Here is a 26941-nt window from a genome sequence, read left to right as displayed (position 1 = left end):
GCAGCGTGGGTAAATGTTTGGGGTCAAAAGCGAGAGTAAAATAGTCGGCGGAGACGGAAATATTCAAGTTTCCGGTAATGTTGAGGTTTTAAATGTTGGCGTTCCGTTCGAGTTGCATTTTGAAATTCTGAAGCAGAGGATCGATGAGGTAACAGGTCAACAACAGAAAATTCAAGCCCTTGGCGAGAAATCGTTGATAGCTGAAAAGGAGATTCTGCAGAGAGAGTTGTCTTCGAATCGGTCTGAGCTAGATTATCTCAATGAGGTTTTGAGGGACCCGATAAAGTATATAGATTTTGTGCATGGCGCTAGGCTGCAGTTATTCGAATTGCTGTCTGATCTAAATGCTAAAGAACTTTCAATAATTCTTGGACAGGTAAAAGCGTCGATCGCATCGGGCGATTATGTCCATGCAGAAAAACTTCTTGTGGACGTTGAGCAGGGGACGAAGCTTAGTTCGAGAATGGAGTCTGAGGTGACCTCTGCTCGAGCAGCGCTCTCTGTTTTACAATTCCAGCTTCATAAAGCGGAGACGTTATTTAGGCGCGCGTTCTATCTAAGCCCGAGCGTTGATGGCCTTATTTCGCTTCTTGATCACATTGATATGAGTGGAAGAAGGCAAGGAGTTCTGACGGAGTTTTCGGCAGCAAGAAGTTTGCTTTCACCCGTGGAAAGGTCAGAGGATTCAATCCGGCTGATCTTGGCTGAGGCTTTCATAAGGGCAAGCGTGGGGGAGCTTTCAGAGGCCAACATATTACTGAAGAAAGCTAGTTCCGATATCGTTGGGAATGTTGAATGTACGGAGTTGTCGAGAATTTCTCTCGAGTTAATTGCCGGGTCGATAGCTGCTGTTGAAGAGAATCAGATGGTGGCCCTCAGAAAATTTGAGCTTGCACTCTCGATGATTGAAAAAAGCGGTAATAGTCATTCTCTTCTTATCCTGAGGGTGAAGGCTAATATCGGTGCGTGCTTAGCCGAATTAAATCGGCTTCCCGCAGCGATAGAAGTCACTCGCAAATGCGTTGAAGACCTAAGAAAGATGGGCAATGCCGGTAGATATCATCTCGGAATTCGGCTTAATAATTTGGGTGATTTCTTCGTCAGGAACAAGCAAGCTCGGGAGGCGATCCCGATTTTGAAAGAGTCCATTGAGGTGGCGTTGCAGATTCTGCCGAAGGGCCACCCCTCATTTATTCGAAGGAAATCCAATCTTGCTGCTGCGTATAAAATGGTTGGCGAAATCAATTCCTCGATAACTATATTGAAGGACATCGATGTAGACGAATCTATGCTCGGTGAGACAGATCGCCGTTCACTGGCCAAGGCAATGTATGAGCTATTTTCCTATTCTTTGGAACTTTACAATTGGTATGATGCGCTCGGTGCAATTTTGAAAGTTCGTGATATTGGTGCAAAGTACCTGAGAGATTCAATAAAAGAGCGTAACGTTCCGATTATAATCGAAGAGCTTCAAGGGCGCGTTATTCGGTCAAGGATAGATATTCGTCTATAATGTTTTCGTTCGGAGTACTTTGATCCGGGCAAGCGTCTAGATTGTTGCAATTTTTAAATGCATCGCGGGACAGTTCAAAAGTCTGCAAAATCAGTAAGTAAGAGTACTGGCGGAGAGGGAGGGATTCGAACCCCCGATGGGCTTGCACCCATGCCGCATTTCGAGTGCGGTGCATTCGACCACTCTGCCACCTCTCCGCGGTCATGGTCGGCCGTTGCCGGCGCGGCGCACTAGATAACGGCTGAACGGGCAGGTTACAAGGCCAAATCCAGCGATATTTGGCTTGCCGGACAAGCAGTGGGTTCAGGCAGTGGGTTCAGGCAGTGGCGTCAAGGTGGCGTCCGCCGCTCATCGGCGGGGGCGGCATTGGTGGCCTTGGCCGTCGTCGCTGTCGTCACCGGGTTTTCCGGGTGCGTATGCCTTGCCGTCGTTCCGCTGAGAAGCTTGCCACGTCCGCATCGCCGAGCGGCCAATAACAGTCTCGGCAAGGGCTGTTCGCCTTGACTCCCACGCAACCTTCGGTTAGGGACAGCGCGCAATCGGCGTGGAGGGTTCTTCCGCGCCGCTTGTTTTTTGAACCCGCAGACTGACAAAAAGACGGCCGAACCGCCAGAGGCGGTTCATCAAGGCCGACCGAACAGCGAAAGGCAAAAAAATGTTCGCAGTCATTAAAACGGGCGGTAAGCAGTATCGCGTTGCCGCCAACGATCTCCTGAAGATCGAAAAAGTCGAAGCCAATGTCGGCGATATCGTCGAGATCGGCCAGGTGCTCGCGCATGGCGAAGGCGAGAATGTCACGTTCGGCGCGCCGTTCGTCGATGGCGCTCTGGTCACCGCCGAAGTCGTCGAGCAGGGCAAGAACCGCACGGTCATCGCTTTCAAGAAGCGCCGCCGCCAGAATTCGCGCCGCAAGATCGGCCATCGCCAGCTTTTGACCACCGTGCGGATCTCCGAGATCCTGCTGGGTGGCGCCAAGCCGACGAAGACGGCAGCGGTCAAGGCGCCGAAGAAGGAAGCCAAGGCAGAGGCAGCCACCGAAGCGAAGGCGGAAGCCGCGCCGAAGAAGGAGCCCAAGGCCAAGGCAGCCGAGACCGCGGCCGCGCCGCTGTTCAAGGCGCCGAAGGGCGAGCCGGACGACCTGACCGTGATCAAGGGCATCGGCCCGGTCGCCGCCAAGGATCTCGCCGAGCAGGGCATCATCACCTTCGCCCAGCTCGCCAAGCTGACCGACAAGGACGTCGCCAAGATCGACGAGCACATGCCCTTCAGCGCCGACCAGATCAAGGACTGGCGCGAACAGGCCAAGGAATTGGCGGCGAAGTAATTTTCTGGCGATTAGGTCGCCGGATCGGACTTGAAACGGAACGCGAACGCGTTCATAAGGCCTTTTAGGCGCCTTGCGGCGCAACGGAGTTAGTTAGATGGCACACAAGAAAGCTGGCGGCTCGTCGCGCAACGGTCGCGACTCGCATTCCAAGCGTCTGGGCGTGAAGAAGTTCGGCGGCGAAGCCGTCATCCCGGGCAACATCATCATTCGTCAACGCGGCACCACCTGGCATCCCGGCGTCAATGTCGGCATGGGCACGGACCACACCCTTTTCGCGCTCGAAACAGGCGCCGTGACGTTCAACAAAAAAGCCAACGGCCGAACCTACGTATCGGTCAATCCGATTACCAAAGCCGCGGAGTAGCCGGTTCCGCACTAGAACGCCGGCACCCATCTCGGGAACCGGTGTCTGGCAAAGCCAGGAAAAGGATCAGGGGAGATGGGTTTCCATCTCCCCTTTTCTTTTGCCTGGAGGACTTTGAAATGGTTGCCGAAGCGGAAGACTCAGAAGACGAAAGTTACGCGATAGATTGCCCGGTGCTGGTCACCGAGCGGCTGGTGATGCGGGCTCCAGACGAGCGGGATATCGCGCAACTGGTCGAGCTTGCCGACAACCGTCACGTCGCCGAGATGCTGGCGCGCATGCCGCACCCCTATGGCGAAGCCGAGGCTCGCGCTTTCCTCGCCATGACCAAGTCACGCCGCGCCGGCATTGCCTATGCGCTGACGCTGGCCGGCACCGACACTTTCGTCGGCTGCGCCGGGCTGAACACCACCGATCGCGGTCTGGAGCTCGGCTACTGGATCGGCGAGCCCCACTGGAAGCGCGGCTATGCGACCGAAGCAGCCCACGCGCTGGTCGATCTCGCCTTCCAGAGCACCTCGATCCAGGTGCTGCATGCCTCGACGCGGGTCATCAATCCGGCCTCGCGCCGGGTAATCCACAAGTGCGGCTTCCAGTATGCCGGCCAGGGCATGCTGAACTCGATCGTCGCCGGCCAGGTGCCGGTCGAGCGCTACCGGCTCGACAGGAAGACCTGGACCAGCCTACGGAACTGGGTGCATTTTTGATGTGTGCTGATATTCAGGTGAGGCCGGCCTGCAAACGTTGATTTTCTGCGCTTCCGGTGCTCGCGTACGATAAGTACGCTCCGCTCCGGTTCTCGAAAACCAATGTTTTCGGCTCGGCCTGACCTGAATCTCAACACACATCGGGGTCCAGCTCGATACCAAGGGTGCCGGGCTGGACTGGGCTCAACCCAACTCGACCCAGACCGGCAGGTGGTCCGAACCGCTCGCCTTCCGGTCGACCCACAGGCGCTTCAGCGAGCGGGCCAGCGACGCGCTGGTGAAGATGTAGTCGATGCGCTTGTGGCGGCTGGCCTTGGCGGGGTCCTTTGGGTCGACCCAGGAGACGAGATCGTCGCCGGCGACATCAAGGCGCACGGCGGCATCGACGGCGAAGTCGGCGGTCAGCGGCATGCCGAATTCATGGTCCGGCCGGCCGGCGAGTTCGACATATTCGGGCGAACCGGCCAGCATGTTGAAATCGCCCATGCCGACAAAGGCTTCGGGATGCGGCAGTTCCGGCAGGCCGATCTCGGCGACGCCGGACAGCGCGCCGCCTTCGAGCGCATAGTTCAACAGGCGCCGGCGCAGGAACTGGATCTGGCTGGCGCGCTCGACCGGGCTGCGGTGATCGAGATGAATGGAATAGAAACGGATGAAACCAAGCGGCGTCTCGATCAGCGCCTCCAGCGCGCCGCGCTGGAAGTTCATCATCTCGAAGCTGCGGCTGCGTGGCAAAAGCAGGTTGCGCGACAGATGAATGGGGGTTTTCGACAACACCATATTGCCGAGCTGGAAGGTGGTGGTGATGGCGCGGCCGTCCTCGATGCGCGAGCCGATATTGGCCTCGAAATTGCTGCCGTAGACGGCGAAATATTCGGGCAGCGCCTCGCCGATCTCGGCGACCATGTCGCGGCTGCCATTCCTGGGGTTGTTGCGGGTGACCTCCTGCAGGGCGATCACGTCGGCGCCGCGCACGGCATCGGCAATACGCCCGACATCGTAGCGTCCATCGAGACCGATGCCGTATTGGATGTTGTAGGTTACAAGCTTCATGCCGCAATCTCTCCGGCCAACCCCGCGCGGCCATCGTCATAAAACGGCCTCGCCCTCCGCCGCGCCTTGGTTTAGAGCAAGGCCCAAGGTTTAGAGCAATGCCGCAAGGCCAATAAAAGAAACTGCGATCCCATGAAATTTCTCGATCAAGCCAAGGTCTATGTCCGCTCCGGCGACGGCGGCGCCGGTTCGGTGTCGTTCCGGCGCGAAAAATTCATCGAGTTCGGCGGACCGGATGGCGGCGACGGCGGCCGCGGCGGCGATGTCTGGCTGGAAGCGGTCAACGGGCTGAACACGCTTATCGACTATCGCTACCAGCAGCATTTCAAGGCCAAGACCGGCGTCCACGGCATGGGCCGCAACATGACCGGCGCCAAGGGCGCCGACGTCACGTTGAAAGTGCCGGCCGGAACGCAGGTCTTCGAGGAAGACAACGAAACGATGATCTGCGACATGACCGTGGTCGGCCAGCGTTTCCTGCTCGCCAAGGGCGGCAATGGCGGCTTCGGCAACCAGCATTTCAAGACCTCGACCAACCAGGCGCCGCGCCGCGCCAATCCCGGCCTGCCGGGCGAGGAGCTCAACATCTGGTTGCGGCTGAAGCTGATCGCCGATGCCGGGCTGGTCGGGTTGCCCAATGCCGGCAAGTCGACGTTCCTCGCCGCCGTCACCGCGGCCAAGCCGAAGATCGCCGACTATCCGTTCACGACGCTGCATCCGGGCCTCGGCGTCGCGCGCATTGACGCGCGCGAATTCGTCATCGCCGATATCCCGGGTCTGATTGAAGGCGCGCATGAAGGCGTCGGCATCGGCGACCGCTTCCTTGGCCATGTCGAGCGCACGCGTGTGCTGCTGCATCTGGTTTCGGCGCAGGAAGAAAATCCGGGCAAGGCCTACAAGACCGTGCGCGCCGAACTCGAAGCCTATGGCCACGGACTGACCGACAAGGTCGAGATCCTGGCGCTGAGCCAGGTCGACACGCTCGACGCCGACGCGCGCAAGAGGAAGGTCGCTTCCTTGAAGCGGGCCGCCGGGCGTGCGCCGATGCTTCTGTCCGCTGTCACCGGTGAGGGCGTCGAGGCGGTGCAGCGCGCGCTGATGGCGGTGATCGCCGAAGCCCGCGCGCAAATTGCCGCCCCGGTCGAGACGCGCTGGGAAAAGTAGGCCATGCAGTCGCTCAGGAAATACCGGCGCATCACCGTCAAAATCGGCTCGGCGCTGCTCGTCGACCGGGCGAGCGGCCTGAAGCGCGACTGGCTCGACTCGCTCGCCGACGATATCGCCGTGCTTGCCAATGGCGGTGCCGAGATCCTGGTCGTATCGTCGGGCGCCATCGCGCTTGGCCGCACCATACTTGGCCTCGGCAAGCGTGCGCTGAAGCTCGAGGAAAGCCAGGCGGCGGCGGCCGTCGGCCAGATCGCGCTCGCCGGTGCCTGGTCGGACGCACTTGGCAAGGGTAGCCTGAAATCGGGCCAGATCCTTTTGACGCTCGGCGACACCGAGGAGCGCCGCCGCTACCTCAACGCACGCGCGACGATCTCGACGCTGCTCAAGATGAAGGCGGTGCCGGTCATCAACGAGAACGACACGGTGGCGACCTCCGAAATCCGCTATGGCGACAATGACCGGCTGGCCGCGCGCGTGGCGACGATGATGGGCGCGGACCTCCTGGTGCTGCTGTCCGACATTGACGGGCTCTACACCGCGCCGCCGGCCCGCGACCCGCAAGCCAAGTTCATCCCGGTGGTCGACCGCATCACGCCTGACATCGAGGCGATGGCGGGAGCCGCCGCGTCCGAGCTGTCGCGCGGCGGCATGCGCACGAAACTCGATGCCGGCAAGATCGCCACCGCCGCCGGCACCGCGATGATCATCACCTCCGGCACCCGGCTGTCGCCGCTGATGGCGATCGAACGCGGCGAGCGCGCCACATTCTTCAAGCCGAGCACCAATCCTGTCAAAGGCTACAAGACCTGGATCGCCGGCCAACTCGAGCCAGCCGGGCGGCTGACGGTCGATGCCGGCGCCATCGGCGCGCTCATTTCGGGAAAATCGCTGCTGCCGGCCGGCGTCAAACTGGTCAGTGGCAATTTCTCGCGCGGCGATACGGTGGCGATCCTGTCGCCCGAGGGCCGCGAGATCGCGCGCGGGCTGGTTGCCTACGATGCCGCCGATGCCGTAAGGATCGCAGGCCTGAAGACGGTCGAGATCGAGACGGTGCTCGGTTACGAGGCGCGTTCGGCGATGATCCACCGCGACGATCTTGTGGTGAGTCATTCTAGTGACCAAGTACGGGCTAGTGACCAAGTACGGGCCAGTGACCAAGTACGGGCCAGTGACCAAGTACAGGCCAGTGACCAAGTACAGGCCAGTGACCAAGTGCGGGCTGAAGGCGACATAAGCGGAGGATGAGCCATGCTGAAGCTGCATGAAAAATCCGGGGATGACACCGTGGCGCTGATGGCCGACATCGGCCGGCGCGCCCGCGCTGCCGCCCGACCGCTGGCCATCGCCACCACCGCCGCCAAGAACGCCGCGCTTGCCGCCATGGCCGAGGCAATCGTCGTCCGGGAACGGGACATTCTCGATGCCAATGCCATCGACGTCCTGAACGGCGAGCAATCGGGATTGTCCGCATCCTTCATGGACCGGCTGAAGCTCGATCCGGCGCGCATCCGCGCCATGGCGGACGGCATTCGCGAAATTGCCGGGCTCAAGGATCCGATTGGCGATATCATCGCCGGGTGGGAGCGGCCGAACGGCTTGCGTATCGAGCGCGTGCGCACGCCGCTTGGTGTCGTCGGCGTCATCTATGAAAGCCGGCCGAACGTGACCGCCGATGCCGGTGCGCTTTGCCTCAAGGCCGGCAATCCGGTGATCTTGCGCGGCGGTTCGGATTCGCTCAATTCCTCCTCGGCGATCCATGCCTGCCTGGTCGAGGGACTGAAGACGGCCGGGCTGCCCGAGGATGCCATCCAGCTGGTGCCGACCACGGACCGCGCCGCGGTCGGCGAAATGCTGAAGGGGCTTGGCGGCAATCTCGACGTCATCATTCCGCGCGGCGGCAAAAGCCTGGTCGAGCGGGTGCAGAGCGAGGCACGGGTGCCGGTCTTTGCCCATCTCGAAGGCATCTGCCATCTCTATATCGACCGCTCCGCCGAGCTAGACATGGCGGTGCGGATCGCGGTCAACGCCAAGATGCGGCGCACGGGTGTCTGCGGTGCCGCCGAAACGCTGCTGGTCGACCGCGCCATCGCCACCACCCATCTGGTGCCGATCCTCGACGCGCTGCGCGCCGCCGGCTGTGAAATTCATGCCGATGCCGAGGTGTTGAAAATCTTCTCCGTCGCCAGGCCAGCGACCGATGCCGACTGGGTGACGGAATATCTCGAGGCCATCATCGCGGTGAAGCTGGTCGACGGCATCGGCGGTGCGATCGATCATATCGAGACATTCTCCTCGCACCACACCGAGGCGATCGTCGCCGAGGACGCGAAGGCCGTCGAACGGTTCTTCAACGAGATCGATTCGGCGATCCTGCTGCACAACGCCTCGACGCAGTTCGCCGATGGCGGCGAGTTTGGCATGGGCGCCGAGATCGGCATCGCCACCGGCAAGATGCATGCGCGCGGACCGGTCGGCGTGGAGCAGCTGACCTCGTTCAAATACCGCGTGCGCGGATCAGGACAGGTGAGGCCTTGATGTCTTTTGCCCACCAGGCCTGAAACTTTGCGCCCAGGCACCCCCCTCCGTCCGGCCGGCCCCGGCCCTTCGCTGTCGCTCCGGGCGTTCGTTATCCGGAATGCCAGGCAATTGGCTTTCCGGCCGCTTCGCGGACCACTCCTCACCCCCCTCAAGAGGGAAGATTGGCTGACAATTCCGGTTTTGCTGATTGTGGACGTTGCAAGATCCGCGCCTGCGATCAAACAGCCAATCTCCCCCCTTGCGGGGGAGATGCCCGGCAGGGCAGAGGGGGGCGCCTAGCACCATGCTTTCGTCCCCTCAGCCCACGGTCTCTTCCGCCTACATCAAGATGCCGCACGCCGAAAAAGGTCTCGCCGTCGGCCTGTTCGGCGGCTCGTTCAACCCGCCGCATGCCGGCCATGCGCTGGTTGCCGAAATCGCTTTGCGGCGCCTGGCGCTCGACCAGCTGTGGTGGATGGTAACCCCGGGCAATCCGTTGAAGAGCGCACGCGAGCTGGCACCGCTGGTCGAGCGGTTGCAACTGTCGGAGAAGATCGCCAGGAATCCAAAGATCAAGGTCACGGCCTTCGAGGCGGCACACAATGTGCGCTACACCGCCGACACGCTGGCTCTGGTCAAGGCGCGCAATCCCGGCGTCGACTTCGTCTGGATCATGGGCGCGGATAGTTTGCGCGATTTCCATCATTGGCAGCGATGGCGCGAGATTGTGCTCACCTTTCCGATCGCGGTCATCGATCGTCCGGGCGCCACGCTGTCGTTCCTGTCGTCGGTGGTTGCCAAGACCTTCGATTACGCCCGCATCGACGAGGGCGACGCGCCGCTGCTCGCCCGCATGAAGGCGCCGGCCTGGACCTTCATCCACGGTCCGCGTTCCTCGTTGTCGTCGACCGCGATCCGGAAAATGACGAAGGGTTGAGCATCTCGTCCATCCGGCCATGTCGTTTTTACGGCGGCGTCCGCCTGACCGATGGGCGATGCTGATCAGCCATGGCGGTCCAAAAGAAAACCCACCCCAAAATCGATCCGAAACAGGGCAGTGCACCGACGCCGCTGATCGCGATTGCCAGCGTCATCGTGTCGATGGCGCTGATTGCCATCGGCAACGGGCTGATGTTCGCCTATATCCCTGTCCGGCTCGGCGTGGAGGGATTCGACCCGGTCTGGGCAGGGCTGATCGTCACCGGCCTGTCGGCCGGCGGCCTTGCCGGCTGTATCCTGACCGGCCCGCTGGTGCGCAGGGTCGGCCACGCACGCGCCTTCATGGTGCTGTCGGCACTGATCGCGCTGTCCAACGTCGCCATCGGCGCCGGGCCGTATCCGCTGCTGTGGATCGTGGCGCGTGCGCTTTACGGCTTTGCCATATGCGGGCTGTTCATCGTCGCCCAGAGCTGGCTCAACGACGCGCTGCCGAACGCCATACGCGGCCGGGTGATGGCGGTGTTCTACGTCGCCTACGTCGCCGGCCTTGGCGTCGGCTATGCGATGCTTGCCGTCATCGACATTCACACGGCCGCGGCGTCGTTGATCGGCATCACCTTCACCGCTCTGTCGATCCTGCCTGTCGGCATGACGCGCCTTGCCCAGCCACCGGCGCCGCAGGCTGCTTCGGTGGCGCTGCGCCAGGCCTGGCGGATTTCGCCGGTCGGGGTCGCTGGCATGCTGGCGGTCGGCGGCCTGTCGATGATCATTTCCGGCTTCGCCCCCATCCATGCCACGGCCAAGGGTTATAGCCAGGCCGACGTGGCGCTGCTGTTGTCGGCAATGCCCGTCGGCACGCTGATCCTGCAGATACCGCTTGGCTGGCTTTCCGACCGCACTGATCGGCGTTACGTGCTTGCCGGCGCCGCGGCGCTCGCGGTCTTCGCCAGCGTGCTGGCCGTAGCCTTCGACGGCGGTGCGCTGATGGCCCTTTTGGCGATCTACCTGATCTGGGACGGAGCGGCGGAATCGATCTACGCGCTCTCCAGCGCGCATGCCGCCGACCGCGCCAGGAAGGATGAACTGCTCGCCCTGTCGAGCTCGATGCTGTTCGCCTGGTCGCTCGCCGGCTTCATCGTGCCAGGCATCGTCACGGCGCTTTCCGCCGTCTTCGGCACGGCAACCTTCATCTATGTCGGCATCGTCATCGCCTCGGCATTCTGCCTGTTCGTGCTGTGGCGGGTGATCGCGGTACGGCCTGTTCCGGCGGCCGCCACGGGCAGTTTCGCGCCGATGTCGGCGCAAGCACCGTTGCCGGTGGAACTCGCCTTCGCGCCGGACGAAGAGGCCCGCCGCAGAGGCGGTTGATTACTGCTTGCGGGTCTCGGGCGACGGTGCTTCCGGGGGTGGCAGCGGGATGGAGATGCCTTCGCTGTCGAAGGCCTGCTTGGCGCGTTTGGTCATATCGATCTGGGTGGCGAAGTAGTCCGCCGCCGCGGTCCAGTAGCGCAAGGTGAGCGAAACGGTCGTATCGCCGAGTGCGCCCACGAAGGCGATCGGCGCCGGTTCGCGGCGGATGCGCTTCTCGGCGCCGGCAATGCCAAGCAATGTCTTCTGCGCGCCGTCTATGTCGTTCCAGGAGCCGATGCTGAGCGTGACGTCGGTGCGACGCACGCCATTACGGGTGAAATTGCGTACCGGTTGGTTCCACAGCGTCGAATTGGGGGCCAGTATGTAGACGCCGTCGGCGGTCCTGAGCTTGGTGGCGAAGAGGCCGATTTCCTCGACCGAACCGGCAATGGCGCCGACCTCGACCGATTCGCCGATGCGGAACGGCCGCAGCGCCAGAAGCATGATGCCGGCGGCGATGTTCTGCAGCGTGCCTTGCAGGGCGAGACCAATGGCCAGGCCGATGGCGCCGATCGCTGCGATGATCGATGCGGTCTGCACGCCGAACTGGCCGAGCACCATGATGACGACGAGGATCAGGATGGCGTAGCGGACGATCTTGGAAAAGAAATGCCGCAGCGTCGCGTCGAAACCGTGGATATGGCCGAGGCCAGCCGAGATAGAGCGCTCGGCAAGGTTGGCAACGATGTAGCCGACCACCAGGAGGATGACGGCGCCGATGGCGGAGAAGGAATAGGAAACGATCAGCGTACTCAGCTGCGCGAGGCCGGCCTGGACGGTGAGAAGGGTGTTTTGCGGGTCGATCGGCATGGCGGGATTCCGGTTGGTCGGTCAGCCGATAACCGCTGCGGAACGCCTGGGTTCCGATGTTTCTGCGTCTCGCGTGGAACAATATACCAGTCGGCGAGTTCGCGTGAGTTGGGGCTCCGTCTTGAAACTGCAACGGAACTCTGCCTATCTAAGGGGTGTCACCTGCTTCGAGGGGTGATTTGGTTGTTCTTGCTGCGAAAGGAAATACACTGAGAACAGCACTGCGGAAGAAGGCCGATATCATGCCTTCGCCGGCCAGGATCAGCGTAGACGACGCCGTGTCCCGTGCCATCAAGACAGTCCTTGCCAGTCTGGAAGACTCCAAGGCCGAAAATATTGTCTCAATCGACATTCAGGGAAAATCGAGCCTCGGCGACTACATGGTCGTCGCGTCGGGTCGATCGCACCGTCATGTCGCGGCTGTCGCCGATCATCTCCTCAAGGCGCTCAAGGATGCCGGCCTCGGCACTGCGCGCGTCGAGGGATTGTCCGGTGCCGACTGGGTCCTGATCGATTCTGGCGATATCATCGTCCATGTCTTCCGCCCCGAAGTCCGCGAATTCTACAATCTCGAAAAGATGTGGCAGGCGCCGGACCTCGAGGAAGAGACCCTCCACTAGGCCGCCTTTGTTGATGCATGCCATGCCGAAAAACCGGCTCCCACCCTTGGGTGACATGCACTAGCGGCTTATAGAGGCGAGGATGAAGATTTCAGTTCATGCCGTGGGCCGAATGAAAGCCGGCCCCGAGCGGGAGTTGGCCGACCGCTATTTCGAGCGCTTCGCCAAGAGCGGGCCCGCCGTGGGGCTCGAATTCGCCGGCATCACCGAGATCGCCGAGGGCCGCGCGCAGAGCGCCAGCGAGCGGCAGCGCGACGAAGGCTCGCGCCTTCAGGCGCAGCTGCAGCCAGGCACGGCATTGATCCTGCTCGATGAAAGAGGCAAGAGCCTGTCCTCGCAGGATTTCGCTGGCCGTATCGGACAGTTGCGCGATGGCGGACGCAAGGCGCTGGTGCTCGCCATTGGCGGCGCCGACGGCCACGATCCGCCGCTGCGTGACCAAGCCGAGCTGGTGCTGTCGTTCGGGGCGCTCACCTGGCCGCATCAGCTGGTGCGCGTGATGCTGGGCGAACAACTTTACAGGGTGGCGACGATCCTGTCGGGCCATCCCTATCACAGATCCTGAAAGCCGCCGGATCGCACCGAATTTAGCCCCAATGCCGCGTAAAATTCATTCTGGGGCTGCCTTTGCTTTGCAGGGTGTTATTGCGAACCCCTTGGGCGACAGGCGCTAACATGGTTGATGATTCGTTAACGAAGCCGCGGATAGAATCGATCGCGAATGTCTGAAGGCAGGAAATCGACGACGGGCTCATCGACCGGGAGCTCCTGGCGCGCGCGCTGCGGTATCGCGGCGGCGGCGGTGCTTCTGTCGCTCCATGCGGTGCGGGCCGAGAACACGCTCGACATGGCGCCCGATCCGGACCGGAGCCGCGCCGAATACGAGCAGGTTTCCAAGGAAATAACGCTTTCGTCGGAACGCCTGGCGAAGCTCGCCGCCGATATCGCCACGGTCAAGAAGGACCACGCCTCGATCACCGCCGCGCTGATCCAGTCGGCGATGACCGAGCAGAAGCTCGGCCAGGACATCGAGGACATCGGCGCCAAGCTGGAAGGGCTGAAGGGCCAGCAACAGAAGATCCGCGTTTCACTGGCGGCGCGGCGCGACGTGCTGGCCGAAGTGCTGGGCGCCCTGCAGCGCATGGGGCTCAATCCGCCGCCGGCGATCCTGGTCAAGCCGGAGGACGCGCTGTCGTCGGTGCGCAGCGCCATCCTGCTCGGGGCCGTGGTGCCGGAATTGCGCCAGCAGACCGATGCGCTGCTGGCCGACCTCAAGGAGCAGACCCGGGTGACGGCGTCGATCGAGGCCGAGCGGACGCGGCTGACGGCAGCGGTCGGCGACCAGGCGGCGGAGAAGAAGCGGCTCGGCATGCTGCTGGAGGCCAAGCAGAAGCTCGAGACCGACACGAAGGCGCAGATGGCGGCCGAACAGCAGCGTTCCGAGCAGTTGGCGGCCAAGGCCAGCAGCCTGAAGGATCTGATCGCTTCGCTCGAAGCGCAGGCGGACAAGAACCGCAAGGCCGCGGATGCCGCGAAGGCAGCCGATGCGGCAAAGGCCGGGGGGACCGAGCCCGGTGGCGACCAGACGGCATCGCTGCCGGTTCCCGAAGGCAACAGGTTGACCGCGGCGACGCCTTTCTCGGCACTGCAGGGACAGATCGCCTTGCCGGTCACCGGCCGCATCAAACGCCGGTTCGGCGCCGACGACGGTAACGGCGCCTTGATGCTTGGGGACATGGTTGCGACACAATCGGGAGCCATCGTTACCGCGCCGGCGGATGGGAATGTGCTTTATGCGGGGCCGTTTCGCTCCTATGGTCAGCTCTTGATCCTCAATGCCGGCGACGGTTATCATGTCGTCCTGGCTGGGATGAGCAGAATCAGCGTCGCGACTGGCCAGTCAGTGCTCGCAGGAGAGCCGGTCGGTGCGATGGGAGAAGCCCGGGTGGCAAGCACCTCGGTTTCGAAGAATGGAAATGCCACGCCGGAACTCTATGTCGAGTTCCGCAAGGATGGAAAACCCGTCGATCCGGCCCCATGGTGGGCGGACCGTTTTTCTGGAAGGACGTGAAATGATGCGGAAACTGTCGCTTCTGATTGCCGGTGCGCTGATGGGCGCCTCCGCCATGAGCCTTGTCTATGGCGCACCCGGCTCGGCGGCGAACGCTGCAGGGTCGGAGACCTACAAGCAACTGGCGATCTTCGGCGACATCTTCGAGCGGGTGCGGGCGCAGTATGTGACCCCGCCCGACGACAAGTCGCTGGTCGAGAACGCCATCAACGGCATGCTTTCCTCGCTAGACCCGCATTCCTCCTACATGAACGCCGAGCAGGCGCAGGACATGCGCGTGCAGACCAAGGGCGAGTTCGGCGGCCTCGGCATCGAGGTCACCATGGAGAACGACCTGGTCAAGGTGATCACGCCGATCGACGACACGCCGGCTGCCAAGGCGGGCGTGCTGGCCGGCGACTATATCGCCAAGATCGACGGCGAGGAGGTTCGCGGCCTGACGCTCAACGACGCGGTCGACAAGATGCGCGGCCTGGTCAACACGCCGATCAAGCTCACCATCCTGCGCCAGGGCGCCGACAAGCCGATCGAGCTGACGGTGGTGCGCGACATCATCAAGGTCAAGGCGGTCAAGTTCCGGGTCGAGAACGACATCGGCTACATGAAGATCACCTCCTTCACCGAAAAGACCTATGACGACCTCGAGAACGCCATCGACACCATCAAGAAGCAGGTGCCGGACGACAAGCTCAAGGGCTATGTGCTCGACCTGCGCCTCAATCCGGGCGGCCTGCTCGACCAGGCGGTGAGCGTGTCGGATGCCTTCCTGAAGCGCGGCGAGATCGTCTCGACGCGCGGCCGCGATCCGAAGGACGTCACCCGCTTCGACGCCAAGCCGAAGCAGACCGACGACATCAACGGCAAGCCGATGATCGTGCTCGTCAATGGCGGCTCGGCCAGCGCTTCGGAAATCGTCGCCGGCGCGCTGCAGGACCTGCGCCGCGTCACGGTGGTCGGCACGCAGTCCTTCGGCAAGGGTTCGGTGCAGACCATCATCCCGCTCGGCGAGAATGGCGCGCTCAGGCTGACGACGGCGCTCTATTACACGCCGTCGGGCAAGTCGATCCAGGGCAAGGGCATCACGCCCGACATCAAGGTAGACCAGCCGCTGCCGCCGGAACTGCAGGGCAGGGACCTGACGCGCGGCGAATCCGATCTCAAGGGCCATATCAAGGGTGCCGACGAGAGCAAGACCGGCTCCGGTTCCGCGGCCTATGTGCCGCCGGATCCGAAGAACGACCTGCAGCTCATCTATGCCGAGCAGCTGCTGCGCGGCCAGAAGACCGATCCGTCCTTCCCGCCCAATCCGGAAAAGGCCGTGCTCAATCAGTAAGGTCGGCAACCGGTCTGGCCGGTTGAACGAAGCAATGCGATGCTGCCGGGACCGAAAGGTTCCGGCAGTTTGATTCGGGGGGCAGGACCAGGCCTCCATATACGGCGCCAGGCGGGCGCCAGGATTGATGATTTCGTGCATCTGTTGCCGAAGGAGGTCGTCTTCGGAACCGTGCACCGGGGACAGGGCTTGGCTGATATCGGCAAGGACATCGAACGCCCGCTTGGACAGACTGTCCGGGCGCCGCGTGCCGCCGGCAAGATCAGCATAGGCGTGATCGCGGCGAGCGCGGTCGTGCTGGCCGTGGTTGGCGTCTCGGCCGCGATCGCGCTCCGGGAAAAGCCGTTTCGAAAACCGCAGGAAGTCGCCGTTTCGACGCCGAAAGTGACTGCAGCGGCCGCGCCCGCCGCGTCGTCTCCCGCATTGGCCCCGGCAGCGACGCCAAAAGTGGACACGCCGGCGAAGACGGGCGGTCCGCAGATCATCCATGTGCAGACTGAAGAAGGCGATGGCCCACCCAAGGCGGCAATCGTCATTCGCGATCCGTCGACCGTCGGCCAGAACCTCAAGATCGCGCATATTCCCGACAGGGCGCTGATAGAAGCCAGTGAAACCGGACCCTTGCCGATGCGCTCCGCCGATGGCCGGCGGCCGTTCGACGTTTATGCGCGGCCATGGTCCGGCACACGCGGCGCACGTGTGGCGATCGTCATCGGCGGCCTCGCGGTTTCACAGACCGGCACCCAGGCGGCCATTGCCAAGCTGCCGGCGGAAGTGACGCTGGCCTTCGCGCCACAGGGCAACAGCATCGGCCGCTGGATGCAGGCAGCGAGGCAGAGCGGCCATGAGATCGTCATGCAGGTGCCGCTCGAACCGTTCGACTATCCCAACGTCAACCCCGGCCGCAACACGCTGACGGTGGCGGCGACCCCCGACGAGAATCTGAAAAACCTGCATTGGGCGCTGTCGCGGACGACGAACTATACCGGCGTCATGAACTATATGGGCGCGCGGTTTTCCTCCGACGCGGCGGCGATGCAGCCGTTCATGGCCGAGCTCGGCAAAAGGGGCCTCGCCTATATCGACGATGGCTCGTCGGCGCGCAGCCTGGCGCCAGACGTGGCGCTGAAGGATGGCGTGCCATTCGTCGCCGGCGACACGGTGATCGACGCGGTGCAGGATCGCGGGGCCATCCTGAAGAAGCTCGACAGTCTCGAAGCGACCGCGCGTGCCAAGGGCACGGCCGTCGGCATCGGCTCGGCTTTCGACCTGACGGTCGACACGGTGTCGTCATGGGTGGCCGAGGCCAAGAAGCGCGGCATCGAGATCGTGCCGATTTCGGCGGTGGCCGTCGATCCGCAAAAAAGATAGACGACGTGGACAATCAGCTCGTGACGATTTCAGCGATGGCGAGAGAAGAGGTTTCTCTGTGCTTCGTTGAGCGCACTATCCCAATCGACCTCGCGCTTAGATCGCGGGATTTGCCGATGTTCATTATTGTAGAATAGTGTCCCATGGATTCCGAGGGCATCGCGCTTAAGGATAGGACGGCTCCAAAGCGGAGCTAGAGCGGTTCGCGTTTTGTCTGAATCGGGATTCCCAAGATTGAGCAAATCAGATTCGATGTTCTGACCGTTGGAGGTCGGGACAGATGGCCAAGCCTTATTCGATGGATTTGCGGGAACGGGCACTGGCTCGCCTTGAAGAAGGCGAGACGAGCCGAGAGGTGGCTGCGGCGCTGAAGGTGGCAGTGTCGAGTGTGATCAAGTGGGCGGCGCGCAAGCGTCGGCTGGGCAGTGCGGCACCCGGCAAGATGGGCGGTCATCGACCCTATCTGATTGACGGGGAGCATCGTGCTTTCGTCCTGAGCGAGGTCAAGCGGGATGCCAACATAACGCTTCATGAATTGACGGCCGCACTGGCTGACCGGGGTCTCATCATCCACCCCGCCAGCGTCGGTCGCTTCTTGCATCGCGAGGGCAAGAGCTTCAAAAAAAACCGTTCTGCCGGCTGAGCAGCTCAAGCCGAAGCTGATGCGTCGGCGGGCGCAATGGATGCGCTATCAGACCCGCATCGATCCAACGCGCCTGGTCTTCCTGGATGAAACGTGGGTCAAGACCAACATGGCGCCGTTGCGCGGCTGGGGTGTGCGCGGCAAGCGGCTGATGGCTCACGCGCCATATGGTCATTGGAAGACGATGACCTTCATCGCCGCGCTGCGGCATGATCGAGTGGAGGCCCCCTGGGTCATTGACGGACCCATCAATGCGCAGGCCTTCCGGGTCTATGTGGAAACCGAACTCATCAAAACACTGAAGCCGGGCGACATCGTCATTCTCGACAACCTCGGGTCTCACAAGGGCCAAGCCGTCCGCGATATCGTAAAGGCCGCCGGCGCAAGGCTCTTCTTCCTGCCGCCCTACAGCCCAGACCTCAATCCAATCGAAAAGCTGTTCGCCAAGCTCAAGCACTGCATGCGACGTGCCGCCAAACGAAGCATCGAGGCCGTCCACAACGCCATCGCCACAACCCTTGACGACGTCACCCCAAACGAATGCAATAACTACATCGAAAGCGCAGGCTACAAGTCAACCTAAATGCGAAACGCTCTAGCACGCGGCCGGCCTCCTCGTCGCCTAGCCGTTCGAAGAGGTCTTCTGCCAATTCCATATCTTGCCCGTCAGGGAAGATGGCGGCGAACTCCTCCTCTGTTGCCTGGAATATGCTGAAGGTAGCATTCAGAGCGCCGTCGATGATTTGGATATTTTTCATAAGATGTATTTTGGCATTCGACCGCAACAGCGGCAACTGGCCGGGTGATAGCCAACTCGAACGCGTCACGGTTTTCCGCGCTTCCGGTGTAAGCCCAGTTTGGGTACGCTCCGCGCCATTCTCGAACCCTGCCCAGTCGCGCCGCGTCGTCGGAGCGATTCTCAAAACAGCTGGAAACTGACTAATGGCCAAAAAAGTCGACCGCGAAACGCTGCCCTATCGCCCCTGTGTCGGGTTGATGATCCTCAATGGCGAGGGGCTGGTCTGGGTCGGGCATCGCATCGCCGAACCCGACAGCGAATTCGCCGGTACGACGCAGCTCTGGCAGATGCCGCAAGGCGGCATCGACATGGGCGAGGAGCCGCTGCAGGCGGCGGAGCGGGAGCTCTATGAGGAGACGGGCATGCGCAGCGTCTCGATGCTGGCCGAAGCGCCGGACTGGATCAACTACGATCTGCCGGACCACCTCGTCGGTATCGCCTTCAAGGGCAGGTATCGCGGCCAGACGCAAAAATGGTTCGCCTTCCGCTTCCATGGCGATACCAGCGAGATCCAGATCAACCCGCCGCCGGGCGGCCATACCGCCGAATTCGACAAATGGTCGTGGCGGCCGATGCAGGATCTTCCCGACCTTATCGTGCCGTTCAAGCGCCAGGTCTATGAAGATGTGGTGGCGGCGTTCCGGCACCTGGTTCCCTAGTATGTCGCGCGTCGGCCGTGGTTCGAGGGCCGCTGTTGCCGTGCCGGCCCAGCGGTCCTATTGATATCGTATCCGCTACAAGGAGGGTCGCCATGAACGACGCCCCCACAAGATTGCCGCCCGATGATGGCGCTGCCGTAAGCGAGGCGGCGGCCGGGGCCATTCTCACCATCGATCTCAGTGCGATCCGCGAAAACTATCGGCGGCTGAAGGCAAGGCTGGGCGGCGTGCGCTGCGCCGGCGTGGTCAAGGCGGACGGTTACGGTCTCGGCGCGAGCCAAGTGGCATCGGCGCTGGCGGAAGAAGGCTGCGACGTCTTCTTCGTCGCGCTGCTGGCCGAAGGCATCGCGCTGCGCAAGGCAATCGGGGCCGGACCTGAGATCTACGTGCTGAACGGACTGCCGCCGGGCTCCGAGCCGGAAGCGGTCGCGTCCGATCTCTGCGCGGTCGTCAACAGTGGCGCGCAGTTGAAAGCCTGGCGCGCGGCGGCACATCGCGTTGACCGAAAACTTCCGGCCGCCATCCAGGTCGACAGCGGCATGTCGCGGCTTGGCATGGCACCAGCCGAAGTCGAGGCGATGGCCGGTGATGCCACCGCGTTCGACGGCATCGACGTCAAATATGTGATGAGCCACCTGGCCTGCGCCGACGAGCCTGATCATCCCGCCAATGAACAGCAGCGGCTGGCCTTCGAGCGGCTGCGCGCGATGCTGCCCGAGGCGCCCGCCTCGCTCGCCAATTCCTCCGGCATCTTTCTCGGGCCGTCCTACCATCATGATCTCGCCCGCCCTGGCGCCGCGCTCTACGGCATCAATCCAACGCCTGCCGAACCCAATCCGATGCTGCCCGTGGTGCGGCTGCGGGCCAAGGTGGCGCAGACGCGCAGCGTCGAACAGGGCACCGGCATCGGCTATGGCCACACCTATCACGCGGAAGCGCCGCTCAGCCTGGCGACGATCTCGTTCGGCTATGCCGATGGCTGGCTGCGCCGGTCAGCGTCGGCCGCCTGGTTCGAGGGCGCGCGCCTGCCCTTCCTCGGGCGCGTGTCCATGGATTCGATCATTCTCGACATTTCCGCCCTGCCTCCCGGCAAGCTTCGCGAAGGGGATCTGGTCGAACTGCTCGGCCCTTCCCAAAGCGTCGACGATGCCGCCGGCCATGCCGGCACCATCGGTTACGAAATCCTGGCCAGTCTCGGCACGCGCTTCCACCGGCGCTATGTCGGCGGTTGAGCGGTTTGGCCGCGCTTGACAAGCGGCCGCCTGTCGGCAAGGTTCGGCGCATGAGCAACCTCGCTTATATCAGAACCTTGTTCAGGGTCTGCCCGATCGCGGGATCGTAGCCCCGGCGCGGCCGCCTTCCGGCGTTCGTCCGTCCCGGGGCATCCATCCATCCACCCATCGCCATCAAGCCGCACCGCTTTCCGCGGCTGCCGGCTTTCATCAGGCCGCCGTCAGCGCGGCGGCAAGCGCGCATCTGTTCGATGCGCCGATCCATGAGGTTTGTCATGCAACATGCAACGGGACTGCGTCCATCCGCCCAGATTCTGATCAGCGACACCGACCACGACAGGTTGACCGGTCTGGCGAGCACCGTGCTCGACCGCGCGCCCGAGACGGCTGAAGAGTTGCTCGCGGAGCTGGACCGGGCGGTGATCACGGAAGCGGAGGCAATGCCGGCTGACGTAGTGCGAATGGGATCGACGGTCACGGTTCGCGGCGAAAGCGGTGATATCAAGCACATCACGCTGGTCTATCCAGGCGACGCCGATATTGCCGAAAACCGGATTTCGGTGCTGACGCCGATGGGAACGGCGCTGGTCGGCGCCAGCATCGGGCAGGTGGTGTGCTGGAGCGGTCGTGGCGGCCGCAAACTGTCGGTGACCGTGGAGGCCGTCGATACGCCCGTCGGCGGCGGCGAGTACTGATGGTGGAGGCGGTGATGAAAAACGGAAGCTGCCGCCTGACGACGAAGGATTTCGCCGTCCTGGAAGTGATGCTTGAGCGCCGACGGGCCCTCGCGGATCCGATGGTCGGGATGATCGAAGAAAAGCTTTCCAATGCCGGCGTCGTGCCCATCGAGTCGATCGAAGCCGATATCGTGACGCTGAACAGCCGGGTGGTGTTTTGCGTCGATGCCGGTGTGGCCGAGACGCGAACCCTGGTGCAGAGCGAAATACGTGGACCAGTCGGCTCCAGCCTGTCGGTGGCAACCAGGCGCGGGCTGTGCATGCTTGGCATGGCGCGAGGCCAGACGGCTTCGCTCGAGCATCCCGACGGCAGGCGCGAACTGATCCGGATCAAGGCGGTGCTCTATCAGCCGGAAGCCGCGCGGCGGGCAGCCCGGGAAAGAGCCGCCGCTGGCGGACCGCGGCCGCACGGACTGACCCTCGTCTACAGCGCCGACATTTCTATCCGGCCTCTTGGCGGGACGGCAGGAATGCGGCAGACAGAGAGAGATGACGACCCCGGTCCGTCGGCGGCATGAAAGCCACGGCGCAAGGTCGCGAAGATCGGAATCGATTTTCGCCGGCGATCGTGTGCGAATCGCAGATGCGGCCGTGTCCATCGGCATGAAGGACACGGCGTAAGGAGTGAATGAATGAAGATCATGGTGCTGGGCAGTGGCGTCATCGGGGTGACCACGGCCTATTATCTCGCCGAGGCCGGCCATGAGGTGACGGTGATCGACCGCCAGAAAGGCCCGGCGCTGGAAACCAGCTTTGCCAATGCCGGCGAGATTTCGCCCGGCTATGCCTCGCCCTGGGCCGGCCCCGGCATTCCGCTCAAGGCGGTCAAGTGGCTCTTGATGAAGCATGGCCCGCTGGTGGTGCGGCCGGCCTTCGACCCGCATATGTGGACATGGCTGGTCAAGATGCTGCGCAACTGCACCGCCGAGCGCTACGCCATCAACAAATCGCGCATGGTGCCGCTGGCGGAATACAGTCGCGACACGCTGAAGGCGCTACGCGAAGCAACGGGCATTGCCTATGACGAGCGGACCCAGGGCACGCTGCAGCTGTTTCGCACGCAAAAGCAGCTCGACGGCACGTCAGGCGATGTCGAGGTGCTGAAGAAATATGGCGTGCCCTATGAGATCCTCGATTCGAACGGCTGTATCGCGGCCGAGCCGGCGCTGGCCGGGGTGCGCGATAAGTTCGTCGGCGGGTTGAGGCTGCCGCATGACGAGACCGGCGACTGCAAGATGTTCACCGACAGGCTGACCGAGCTCTGCGTGGCGCGCGGCGTCAAGTTCGAATACGACGTGACGATCTGGCGTGTCATCCGCAGCCGCAATCGCGTCGCCAATCTCAGCACGAGCAAGGGTTTCAAGACCGCCGATGCCTATGTGATGGCGCTGGGCAGCTACTCGGCGGGCCTCATGCGCCGGATGAAGCGGCCGATCCCGGTCTATCCGGTCAAGGGCTATTCGATCACGGTGCCGATCAAGGACGCCGCCGCCGCACCGGTGTCGACGGTGATGGACGAAACCTACAAGGTCGCGATCACCCGGCTCGGCGACCGCATCCGCGTCGGCGGCACGGCCGAGATTTCCGGCTTCGATCTCAGGCTGCACGAATCGCGGCGCCGGACCCTTGAACACTCGGTCGGCGATCTCTTTCCCGGCGCCGGCGCCATGCGCGAGGCGACTTTCTGGTGCGGGCTGCGGCCGATGACGCCGGATGGACCGCCTCTGATCGGCCGCACCGAACTGTCGAACCTCTTTCTCAACACCGGCCATGGCACGCTCGGCTGGACCATGGCCTGCGGCTCGGCCAAGGTGCTGGCCGACATCATGTCGAACCGGGTACCCGACATCGACGTGCGTGCCCTGGCGCAGGAGCGCTATCTGAAATAGCGGCCCGCGCGTCTGGCCGACGCGCTTTGTTCTTTGCTTTGATGCATGTCGTTGCCCCAAAACCGGAGCCGCTTTTGGGCGACATGCATCAGAACGCCTGCCTGACCCACGCCTCGTGGAACAGCAGCCGGTAGGCCCACGGGATCGTCACCTTGGTGGAAACCGGGTTCGAGTGGGCGAGATAGTCGTCATAGACCGGCTTCATCCTGGCGTAGAAGGCGGGGTCGAGCACCATCATGCCGTTCTCCGAATCGTGGAAGAAGCTGCGGTTGTTGAGGTTGACCGAGGAAATGGCGACGAGCCTTTCGTCGATCATCATGATCTTGGAATGCAGCACCACGTCAGGCGCCTTGAACTCGCGGATGTCGATGCGGTCGCCATATTTCTCGACGAACAGCTTGTTGAGCGCGGTGAGGAACTTGCCGCCGATGTCGCCCTTGAGGTCGATGCGGCCGACAATGTCGATCCTGACGCCGCGGGCGAGTGCCCGGTCAAAGGCCTCGGCGAGGCTGGGGGTCAAATTGAGATAAGGGTTGACGATCTGGATACGGTGCTGGGCGGCATCGACAAGCTCGACAAAATAGGCCTCCAGCGCATGATCATCCTCATAGGGCACCGAGATGAAATGCCGGGCATTGCCGTGGGGGCGGCCATCTCCGTGGACCGGCACGGAGAAGGGGCGCGCCAGGTTGGCGTCGGCGTCGCGCAGCCATATCGTCGAGAGATGCGCGGCCAGCGTCTCGACCGTCGCCCGGTCGGCGAACTCGATGTCGAAGTCACTCCAGTTCGAATAGTAGTTCAGCGAAAATCCGTCGGTCTTGCCATATTGCTCGAGGTCCGGATAGCGCGACAGGTCGATGGGCTGGTGGAACAGGAAGCCGTCATGGATGTTGCGGCCGCCGATGATGACGCGCGAACGCGCGGGGTCCTGCGCCAGCGTCGCCAGCATCTTGATATGATGGACCTTGTGCAATTGTGAAATCTGCTCGTCGACCGGCGCGCCGTGGTCCGCCTGCCAGCGATATTCCTGCAGCTCGACATTGGGGAATTCGGCCGCCAGGCGGTACAGCATGGCGTCGTCCTTGTCGCGCTCCAGCACGTCGGTGATCATGATGCGCACCTTGGTGCCAAGCGCTGCATGATGGCGGATCAATCGTTCGATGATACGGCCGGAAAAGTCCGCCTTGAACTCGAGCGAGGACAGATAGATCAGCTTCAGCCTTGGCGCCTTCGAGAAATCGAGCGGCAGTTCGGGGTCACCCTTGTCTATTGTCGCATCGGACAGCGGCGCGCCCATCAGCGCCTCGACCTTGGCGTTGAAGCCGTCGCGCGACTTGCGCAGCAGCCTGGGCTCGCCGATCGGCATGGCGCAGGTCTGCGACAGCCAGCGGCTGGCATAGAAGGCGCGCTCGAGGGCGTCGATGCCGGCGCCGCTGGGGACCGGGCAACGCTGGTAGCGGCTGTCCAAGTTGGCGAGCGCCGGATCGGCGGTCTCTTCGCGCCGGATGGTGAGGGGCGCGCCGGTGGGCGCAAGGCTGGAGCGGATCCTTGCCGTGCACCGGTTCAGGCTGTCACCCGGAAACAGGCTGACCGTGTCGTCCTCGCCCGACAGGCGAAAGCCGAATGCCGCGCCGGCGGCAATGATGCGTGAGGTTCCCGCGGCGCGGATCGCCAATGCACCGTCGCAAGTGCCCTCGATGTCGGCCGGCTGCTTGCCTGCCTGGCGCACGACGATCTCGGTGCTGCGCGCCTGCAGGCCGGAGAAATCGAAGGTCTTGGGCGCCGAGGGCCGCGCCGCCGCATCGATGTAGAGCGTCTGCCGTGACACCCGCCAGCGGCCGTCGAAATGGCCGTCGCCGCTGCCCCCACCGGCCGGCGGCAGATGTGCATTGGCCATCGGTCCGGCCAGTTGCCGTAGCGTCGAATACGTCGCCTGGAAATCGCGGTTCTGGACATCGCGGCGGTTGCGCCCGAAGGGGCCGGTGCCGTTGGCACGGTCCATGGCGCCGAGCTGGTTGTTGGCGAGCAGCGTCAGGAACCGTCTTTCGTAGTCGCTGTCGCCGGTATCTCCGAAAAACTGCGCCGCCCCGACCTGCGCCCCGGGCGTGCTGGCCGACAGCGAGGGCCGCGCGCAAGCCTCCTGTCCCGCCAGGAGGTCGCAGGCATTGCCGCCTGCGCCGGCACAGCCGGCAAGGGCGGCCAGTCCGAACAGGGCGAGGATGACGGCCGTGCGGACGTTCACCCGGCGGCTCCGGCCCTCACGGCACTCAACTGCGCCGGGTCGCGCGGCGGCATGAAACCTTGCGGAAAAACCTTGCAGACAGGGATGGTGAAGGTGGCGATCAGCAGTTCCGCCTCGCTGCGCATCTTGCGGGGCGCCGTCTTGTCGTCGCGGATTGCTCTCGCCGAGGCGACGAGGGCGCCATCGCAGTCGCAATGGTTGCGGCGAGCGATGTAGCAGGCGTCATGGGTTCGGCAAACGGCGTCGAGGCGGTCGACCGGCCGGGCCGACAGATCGCCGGTGCGGGTGCCGGGACCGCAGTAATTGCCGAGGACGAAAGGCGAGGGGCGCGCCATGACGTAGCGGATCGGTTTGGGCAATTCGGCTTCCGGCACTTTTGTCCATGGGTTGGCGCATGCGGAGACGAACAGCAGCGGCAGGATGGCAAGAACGGCTCGCATGTCTATCCGCGCCAGCTTTCTGAAAGATTTCCCCACCCGACACCCACCCCATGGCCGGCGACCGGTGATGCCACACTGTGCGGTTTTGTGGCAAGGAAAAGGCGGCGTGTGGAAACCTGGCCGTTTCGCCGTGCCGGCGCTTCTAAAGGAACAGGCCCCGCTCGCGCTCGACCGCCTTGGTGATGAAGCTGGCGACGATCTGGACGCGGCGCAGCGGCCTGACCGATTCGTGATAGACCAGCCAGTAGGCGCGGCGGATAGGCGCGACCACATCGACGGCCACCAACTCCGGCATCGAGCGGGCGACGAAGGTGTGCAGGATGCCGATGCCTGCACCCGAGCGTACGGCCTCGGCCTGGCCGAGTGCCGAGGAGATGGCGAAGCTGGTGCGCCAGTCCGCGCTGAATTCTGCGGCATAGTCGAGCGAAGGGCTGACGATGAGATCAGGCACATAGCCGATCAGTGTGTGCTGGCCGAGCTCGGCGGCGGTTTTGGGCAGGCCATGCGCGTCGACATAGCCGCGGGAGGCGAACAGGCCGAGCGAATAGTCGACCAATTTTCCCGCCACCAGCCGGCCTTCGGTCGGCCGTTCGACGGTGATCGCGATATCGGCTTCGCGCCGCGACAGCGAGAAGGAGCGCGGCACCGGCACGAGCTGGATGGTGAGTTCGCGGTGAAGGGCGGTGAGTTCGCCCAGCCGCTTGGCCAGGAAGGCGACGCCGAAGCCGTCGGGTGCGCCGATGCGCACGGTGCCGGACACGTCATCTCCTTCGCCTGATATGGCCGAGCGCGCGGCGATCATGTCGCCCTCCATGCGCTCGGCGATATCGAGGAAGCGCTCGCCGGCCGGCGTCAACTCGCTGCCGGTGGTAAGTCGGCGAAAGAGTTTCGTCCTCAATGCTTCCTCAAGGGCAGCGATGCGGCGCGAGACAGTGGCATGGTTGAGCTCCAGCCGGCGCGCGGCGCCAAGAATCTGGCCGGCACGCGCCACGGCGAGGAAGATACGGACGTCATCCCAGTTCATGGGGATGCTCCGGCGGGCAATCGTCAACGTCGCATTCCACAGAACTCAATATAACCATGCCAGTGATGTCGAGC

General features: G+C 63.0%; 26 protein-coding genes and 1 tRNA gene. 20 read left to right on the top strand and 7 right to left on the bottom strand.

The window, feature by feature from the left end; genetic code table 11:
* Positions 1–13 precede the first annotated feature (13 nt).
* Positions 14–1513 (top strand): tetratricopeptide repeat protein, encoded by a 1500-nt coding sequence (locus O7A70_RS22235; RefSeq protein ID WP_337142360.1) that lies wholly within the window; start codon positions 14–16, stop codon positions 1511–1513.
* A 107-nt stretch (positions 1514–1620) separates the two neighbouring features.
* Here O7A70_RS22235 and O7A70_RS22230 read toward each other — a convergent pair.
* Positions 1621–1710: transfer RNA gene (locus O7A70_RS22230), tRNA-Ser, on the bottom strand.
* 458 nt (positions 1711–2168) lie between these two features.
* Here O7A70_RS22230 and O7A70_RS22225 point away from each other — a divergent pair.
* The 3 genes from O7A70_RS22225 to O7A70_RS22215 all read left to right on the top strand — a co-directional run bounded on the left by O7A70_RS22225 (position 2169) and on the right by O7A70_RS22215 (position 3911).
* On the top strand, positions 2169–2837 hold the full coding sequence (locus O7A70_RS22225) for a 50S ribosomal protein L21 (protein WP_337142359.1): 669 nt from the start codon (positions 2169–2171) through the stop codon (positions 2835–2837).
* Positions 2838–2934: 97 nt separating this feature from the next.
* Positions 2935–3204, top strand: coding sequence for a 50S ribosomal protein L27 (rpmA, locus tag O7A70_RS22220; protein WP_015315190.1), 270 nt, complete (start codon positions 2935–2937; stop codon positions 3202–3204).
* A gap of 119 nt (positions 3205–3323) precedes the next feature.
* Positions 3324–3911, top strand: a complete 588-nt coding sequence (locus O7A70_RS22215; RefSeq protein WP_140509963.1) for a GNAT family N-acetyltransferase — start codon at positions 3324–3326, stop codon at positions 3909–3911.
* Between the two features lie 183 nt (positions 3912–4094).
* On the opposite strand, the gene O7A70_RS22210 is transcribed toward O7A70_RS22215, so the two are convergent.
* Entirely contained in the window at positions 4095–4964 is an 870-nt protein-coding gene (locus tag O7A70_RS22210) for an endonuclease/exonuclease/phosphatase family protein (RefSeq protein WP_337142358.1), read from the bottom strand.
* 132 nt (positions 4965–5096) lie between these two features.
* On the opposite strand from O7A70_RS22210, the gene obgE reads away from it, so the two are divergent.
* From obgE to O7A70_RS22185, 5 genes are all read left to right on the top strand, one after another.
* A complete protein-coding gene (obgE, locus tag O7A70_RS22205; RefSeq protein ID WP_337142357.1) occupies positions 5097–6128 on the top strand; it encodes a GTPase ObgE in 1032 nt (343 codons plus the stop codon).
* Between the two features lie 3 nt (positions 6129–6131).
* A complete protein-coding gene (proB, locus tag O7A70_RS22200) occupies positions 6132–7376 on the top strand; it encodes a glutamate 5-kinase (RefSeq protein WP_337142356.1) in 1245 nt (414 codons plus the stop codon).
* A gap of 3 nt (positions 7377–7379) precedes the next feature.
* Positions 7380–8666 carry a glutamate-5-semialdehyde dehydrogenase gene (locus O7A70_RS22195; RefSeq protein ID WP_337142355.1) on the top strand — a complete coding sequence of 429 codons (1287 nt, stop codon included), beginning with the start codon at positions 7380–7382 and terminating at the stop codon, positions 8664–8666.
* Positions 8667–8997: 331 nt separating this feature from the next.
* Complete coding sequence (locus tag O7A70_RS22190; protein WP_027141724.1) at positions 8998–9585, top strand: nicotinate-nucleotide adenylyltransferase; 588 nt, start codon at positions 8998–9000, stop codon at positions 9583–9585.
* A gap of 71 nt (positions 9586–9656) precedes the next feature.
* Positions 9657–10955 (top strand): MFS transporter, encoded by a 1299-nt coding sequence (locus O7A70_RS22185; protein WP_337142354.1) that lies wholly within the window; start codon positions 9657–9659, stop codon positions 10953–10955.
* Here the strand turns inward: O7A70_RS22185 and O7A70_RS22180 are convergent, their stop codons facing one another.
* A complete protein-coding gene (locus O7A70_RS22180; RefSeq protein WP_337142353.1) occupies positions 10956–11807 on the bottom strand; it encodes a mechanosensitive ion channel family protein in 852 nt (283 codons plus the stop codon). It lies immediately after the preceding gene.
* A 242-nt stretch (positions 11808–12049) separates the two neighbouring features.
* Here O7A70_RS22180 and rsfS point away from each other — a divergent pair, with 242 nt between their 5' ends.
* From rsfS to alr, 8 genes are all read left to right on the top strand, one after another.
* A complete protein-coding gene (rsfS, locus tag O7A70_RS22175) occupies positions 12050–12427 on the top strand; it encodes a ribosome silencing factor (protein WP_015315198.1) in 378 nt (125 codons plus the stop codon).
* Between the two features lie 82 nt (positions 12428–12509).
* On the top strand, positions 12510–12992 hold the full coding sequence (gene rlmH, locus O7A70_RS22170) for a 23S rRNA (pseudouridine(1915)-N(3))-methyltransferase RlmH (RefSeq protein WP_337142352.1): 483 nt from the start codon (positions 12510–12512) through the stop codon (positions 12990–12992).
* Between the two features lie 156 nt (positions 12993–13148).
* Positions 13149–14498: a murein hydrolase activator EnvC family protein gene (locus tag O7A70_RS22165; protein WP_337142351.1), complete on the top strand. Its 1350-nt coding sequence runs from the start codon at positions 13149–13151 to the stop codon at positions 14496–14498.
* A 1-nt stretch (position 14499) separates the two neighbouring features.
* On the top strand, positions 14500–15831 hold the full coding sequence (locus O7A70_RS22160) for a S41 family peptidase (protein ID WP_027141729.1): 1332 nt from the start codon (positions 14500–14502) through the stop codon (positions 15829–15831).
* A gap of 189 nt (positions 15832–16020) precedes the next feature.
* Positions 16021–17202 (top strand): divergent polysaccharide deacetylase family protein, encoded by a 1182-nt coding sequence (locus O7A70_RS22155; RefSeq protein ID WP_337142495.1) that lies wholly within the window; start codon positions 16021–16023, stop codon positions 17200–17202.
* A 280-nt stretch (positions 17203–17482) separates the two neighbouring features.
* A protein-coding gene (locus O7A70_RS22150) for an IS630 family transposase (RefSeq protein ID WP_337142350.1) occupies positions 17483–18428 on the top strand; the annotation gives its coding sequence in 2 pieces (ribosomal slippage) (positions 17483–17821 and positions 17823–18428; 945 coding nt in all).
* A 359-nt stretch (positions 18429–18787) separates the two neighbouring features.
* The gene (locus tag O7A70_RS22145; protein WP_140509947.1) at positions 18788–19303 is read left to right on the top strand and encodes an RNA pyrophosphohydrolase; all 516 of its coding nucleotides are present in this window, start codon (positions 18788–18790) and stop codon (positions 19301–19303) included.
* 92 nt (positions 19304–19395) lie between these two features.
* Positions 19396–20535, top strand: a complete 1140-nt coding sequence (gene alr / locus O7A70_RS22140; RefSeq protein ID WP_337142349.1) for an alanine racemase — start codon at positions 19396–19398, stop codon at positions 20533–20535.
* Positions 20536–20599: 64 nt separating this feature from the next.
* On the opposite strand, the gene O7A70_RS22135 is transcribed toward alr, so the two are convergent.
* A complete protein-coding gene (locus O7A70_RS22135; RefSeq protein WP_337142348.1) occupies positions 20600–20800 on the bottom strand; it encodes a hypothetical protein in 201 nt (66 codons plus the stop codon).
* Between the two features lie 10 nt (positions 20801–20810).
* Here O7A70_RS22135 and rnk point away from each other — a divergent pair, with 10 nt between their 5' ends.
* The 3 genes from rnk to O7A70_RS22120 all read left to right on the top strand — a co-directional run bounded on the left by rnk (position 20811) and on the right by O7A70_RS22120 (position 23161).
* The gene (rnk, locus tag O7A70_RS22130) at positions 20811–21230 is read left to right on the top strand and encodes a nucleoside diphosphate kinase regulator (RefSeq protein WP_027141734.1); all 420 of its coding nucleotides are present in this window, start codon (positions 20811–20813) and stop codon (positions 21228–21230) included.
* 14 nt (positions 21231–21244) lie between these two features.
* Positions 21245–21790: a nucleoside-diphosphate kinase gene (locus tag O7A70_RS22125; protein WP_337142347.1), complete on the top strand. Its 546-nt coding sequence runs from the start codon at positions 21245–21247 to the stop codon at positions 21788–21790.
* A gap of 114 nt (positions 21791–21904) precedes the next feature.
* The gene (locus O7A70_RS22120; protein WP_337142346.1) at positions 21905–23161 is read left to right on the top strand and encodes a D-amino acid dehydrogenase; all 1257 of its coding nucleotides are present in this window, start codon (positions 21905–21907) and stop codon (positions 23159–23161) included.
* 88 nt (positions 23162–23249) lie between these two features.
* Here the strand turns inward: O7A70_RS22120 and O7A70_RS22115 are convergent, their stop codons facing one another.
* The 3 genes from O7A70_RS22115 to O7A70_RS22105 all read right to left on the bottom strand — a co-directional run bounded on the left by O7A70_RS22115 (position 23250) and on the right by O7A70_RS22105 (position 26867).
* Positions 23250–25403, bottom strand: coding sequence for a phospholipase D-like domain-containing protein (locus O7A70_RS22115; protein ID WP_337142345.1), 2154 nt, complete (start codon positions 25401–25403; stop codon positions 23250–23252).
* Entirely contained in the window at positions 25400–25843 is a 444-nt protein-coding gene (locus O7A70_RS22110) for a hypothetical protein (RefSeq protein ID WP_337142344.1), read from the bottom strand. The genes O7A70_RS22115 and O7A70_RS22110 overlap by 4 nt, the downstream gene beginning before the upstream one ends.
* 142 nt (positions 25844–25985) lie before the next feature.
* Positions 25986–26867, bottom strand: a complete 882-nt coding sequence (locus O7A70_RS22105; RefSeq protein WP_337142343.1) for a LysR family transcriptional regulator — start codon at positions 26865–26867, stop codon at positions 25986–25988.
* Positions 26868–26941 lie beyond the last annotated feature (74 nt).

Origin of the sequence: Mesorhizobium sp. Cs1299R1N1 (genome assembly GCF_037179655.1) — a bacterium.
GTDB lineage: Bacteria > Pseudomonadota > Alphaproteobacteria > Rhizobiales > Rhizobiaceae > Mesorhizobium > Mesorhizobium salmacidum.
This window is presented reverse-complemented; position numbering and strand designations above follow the sequence as displayed.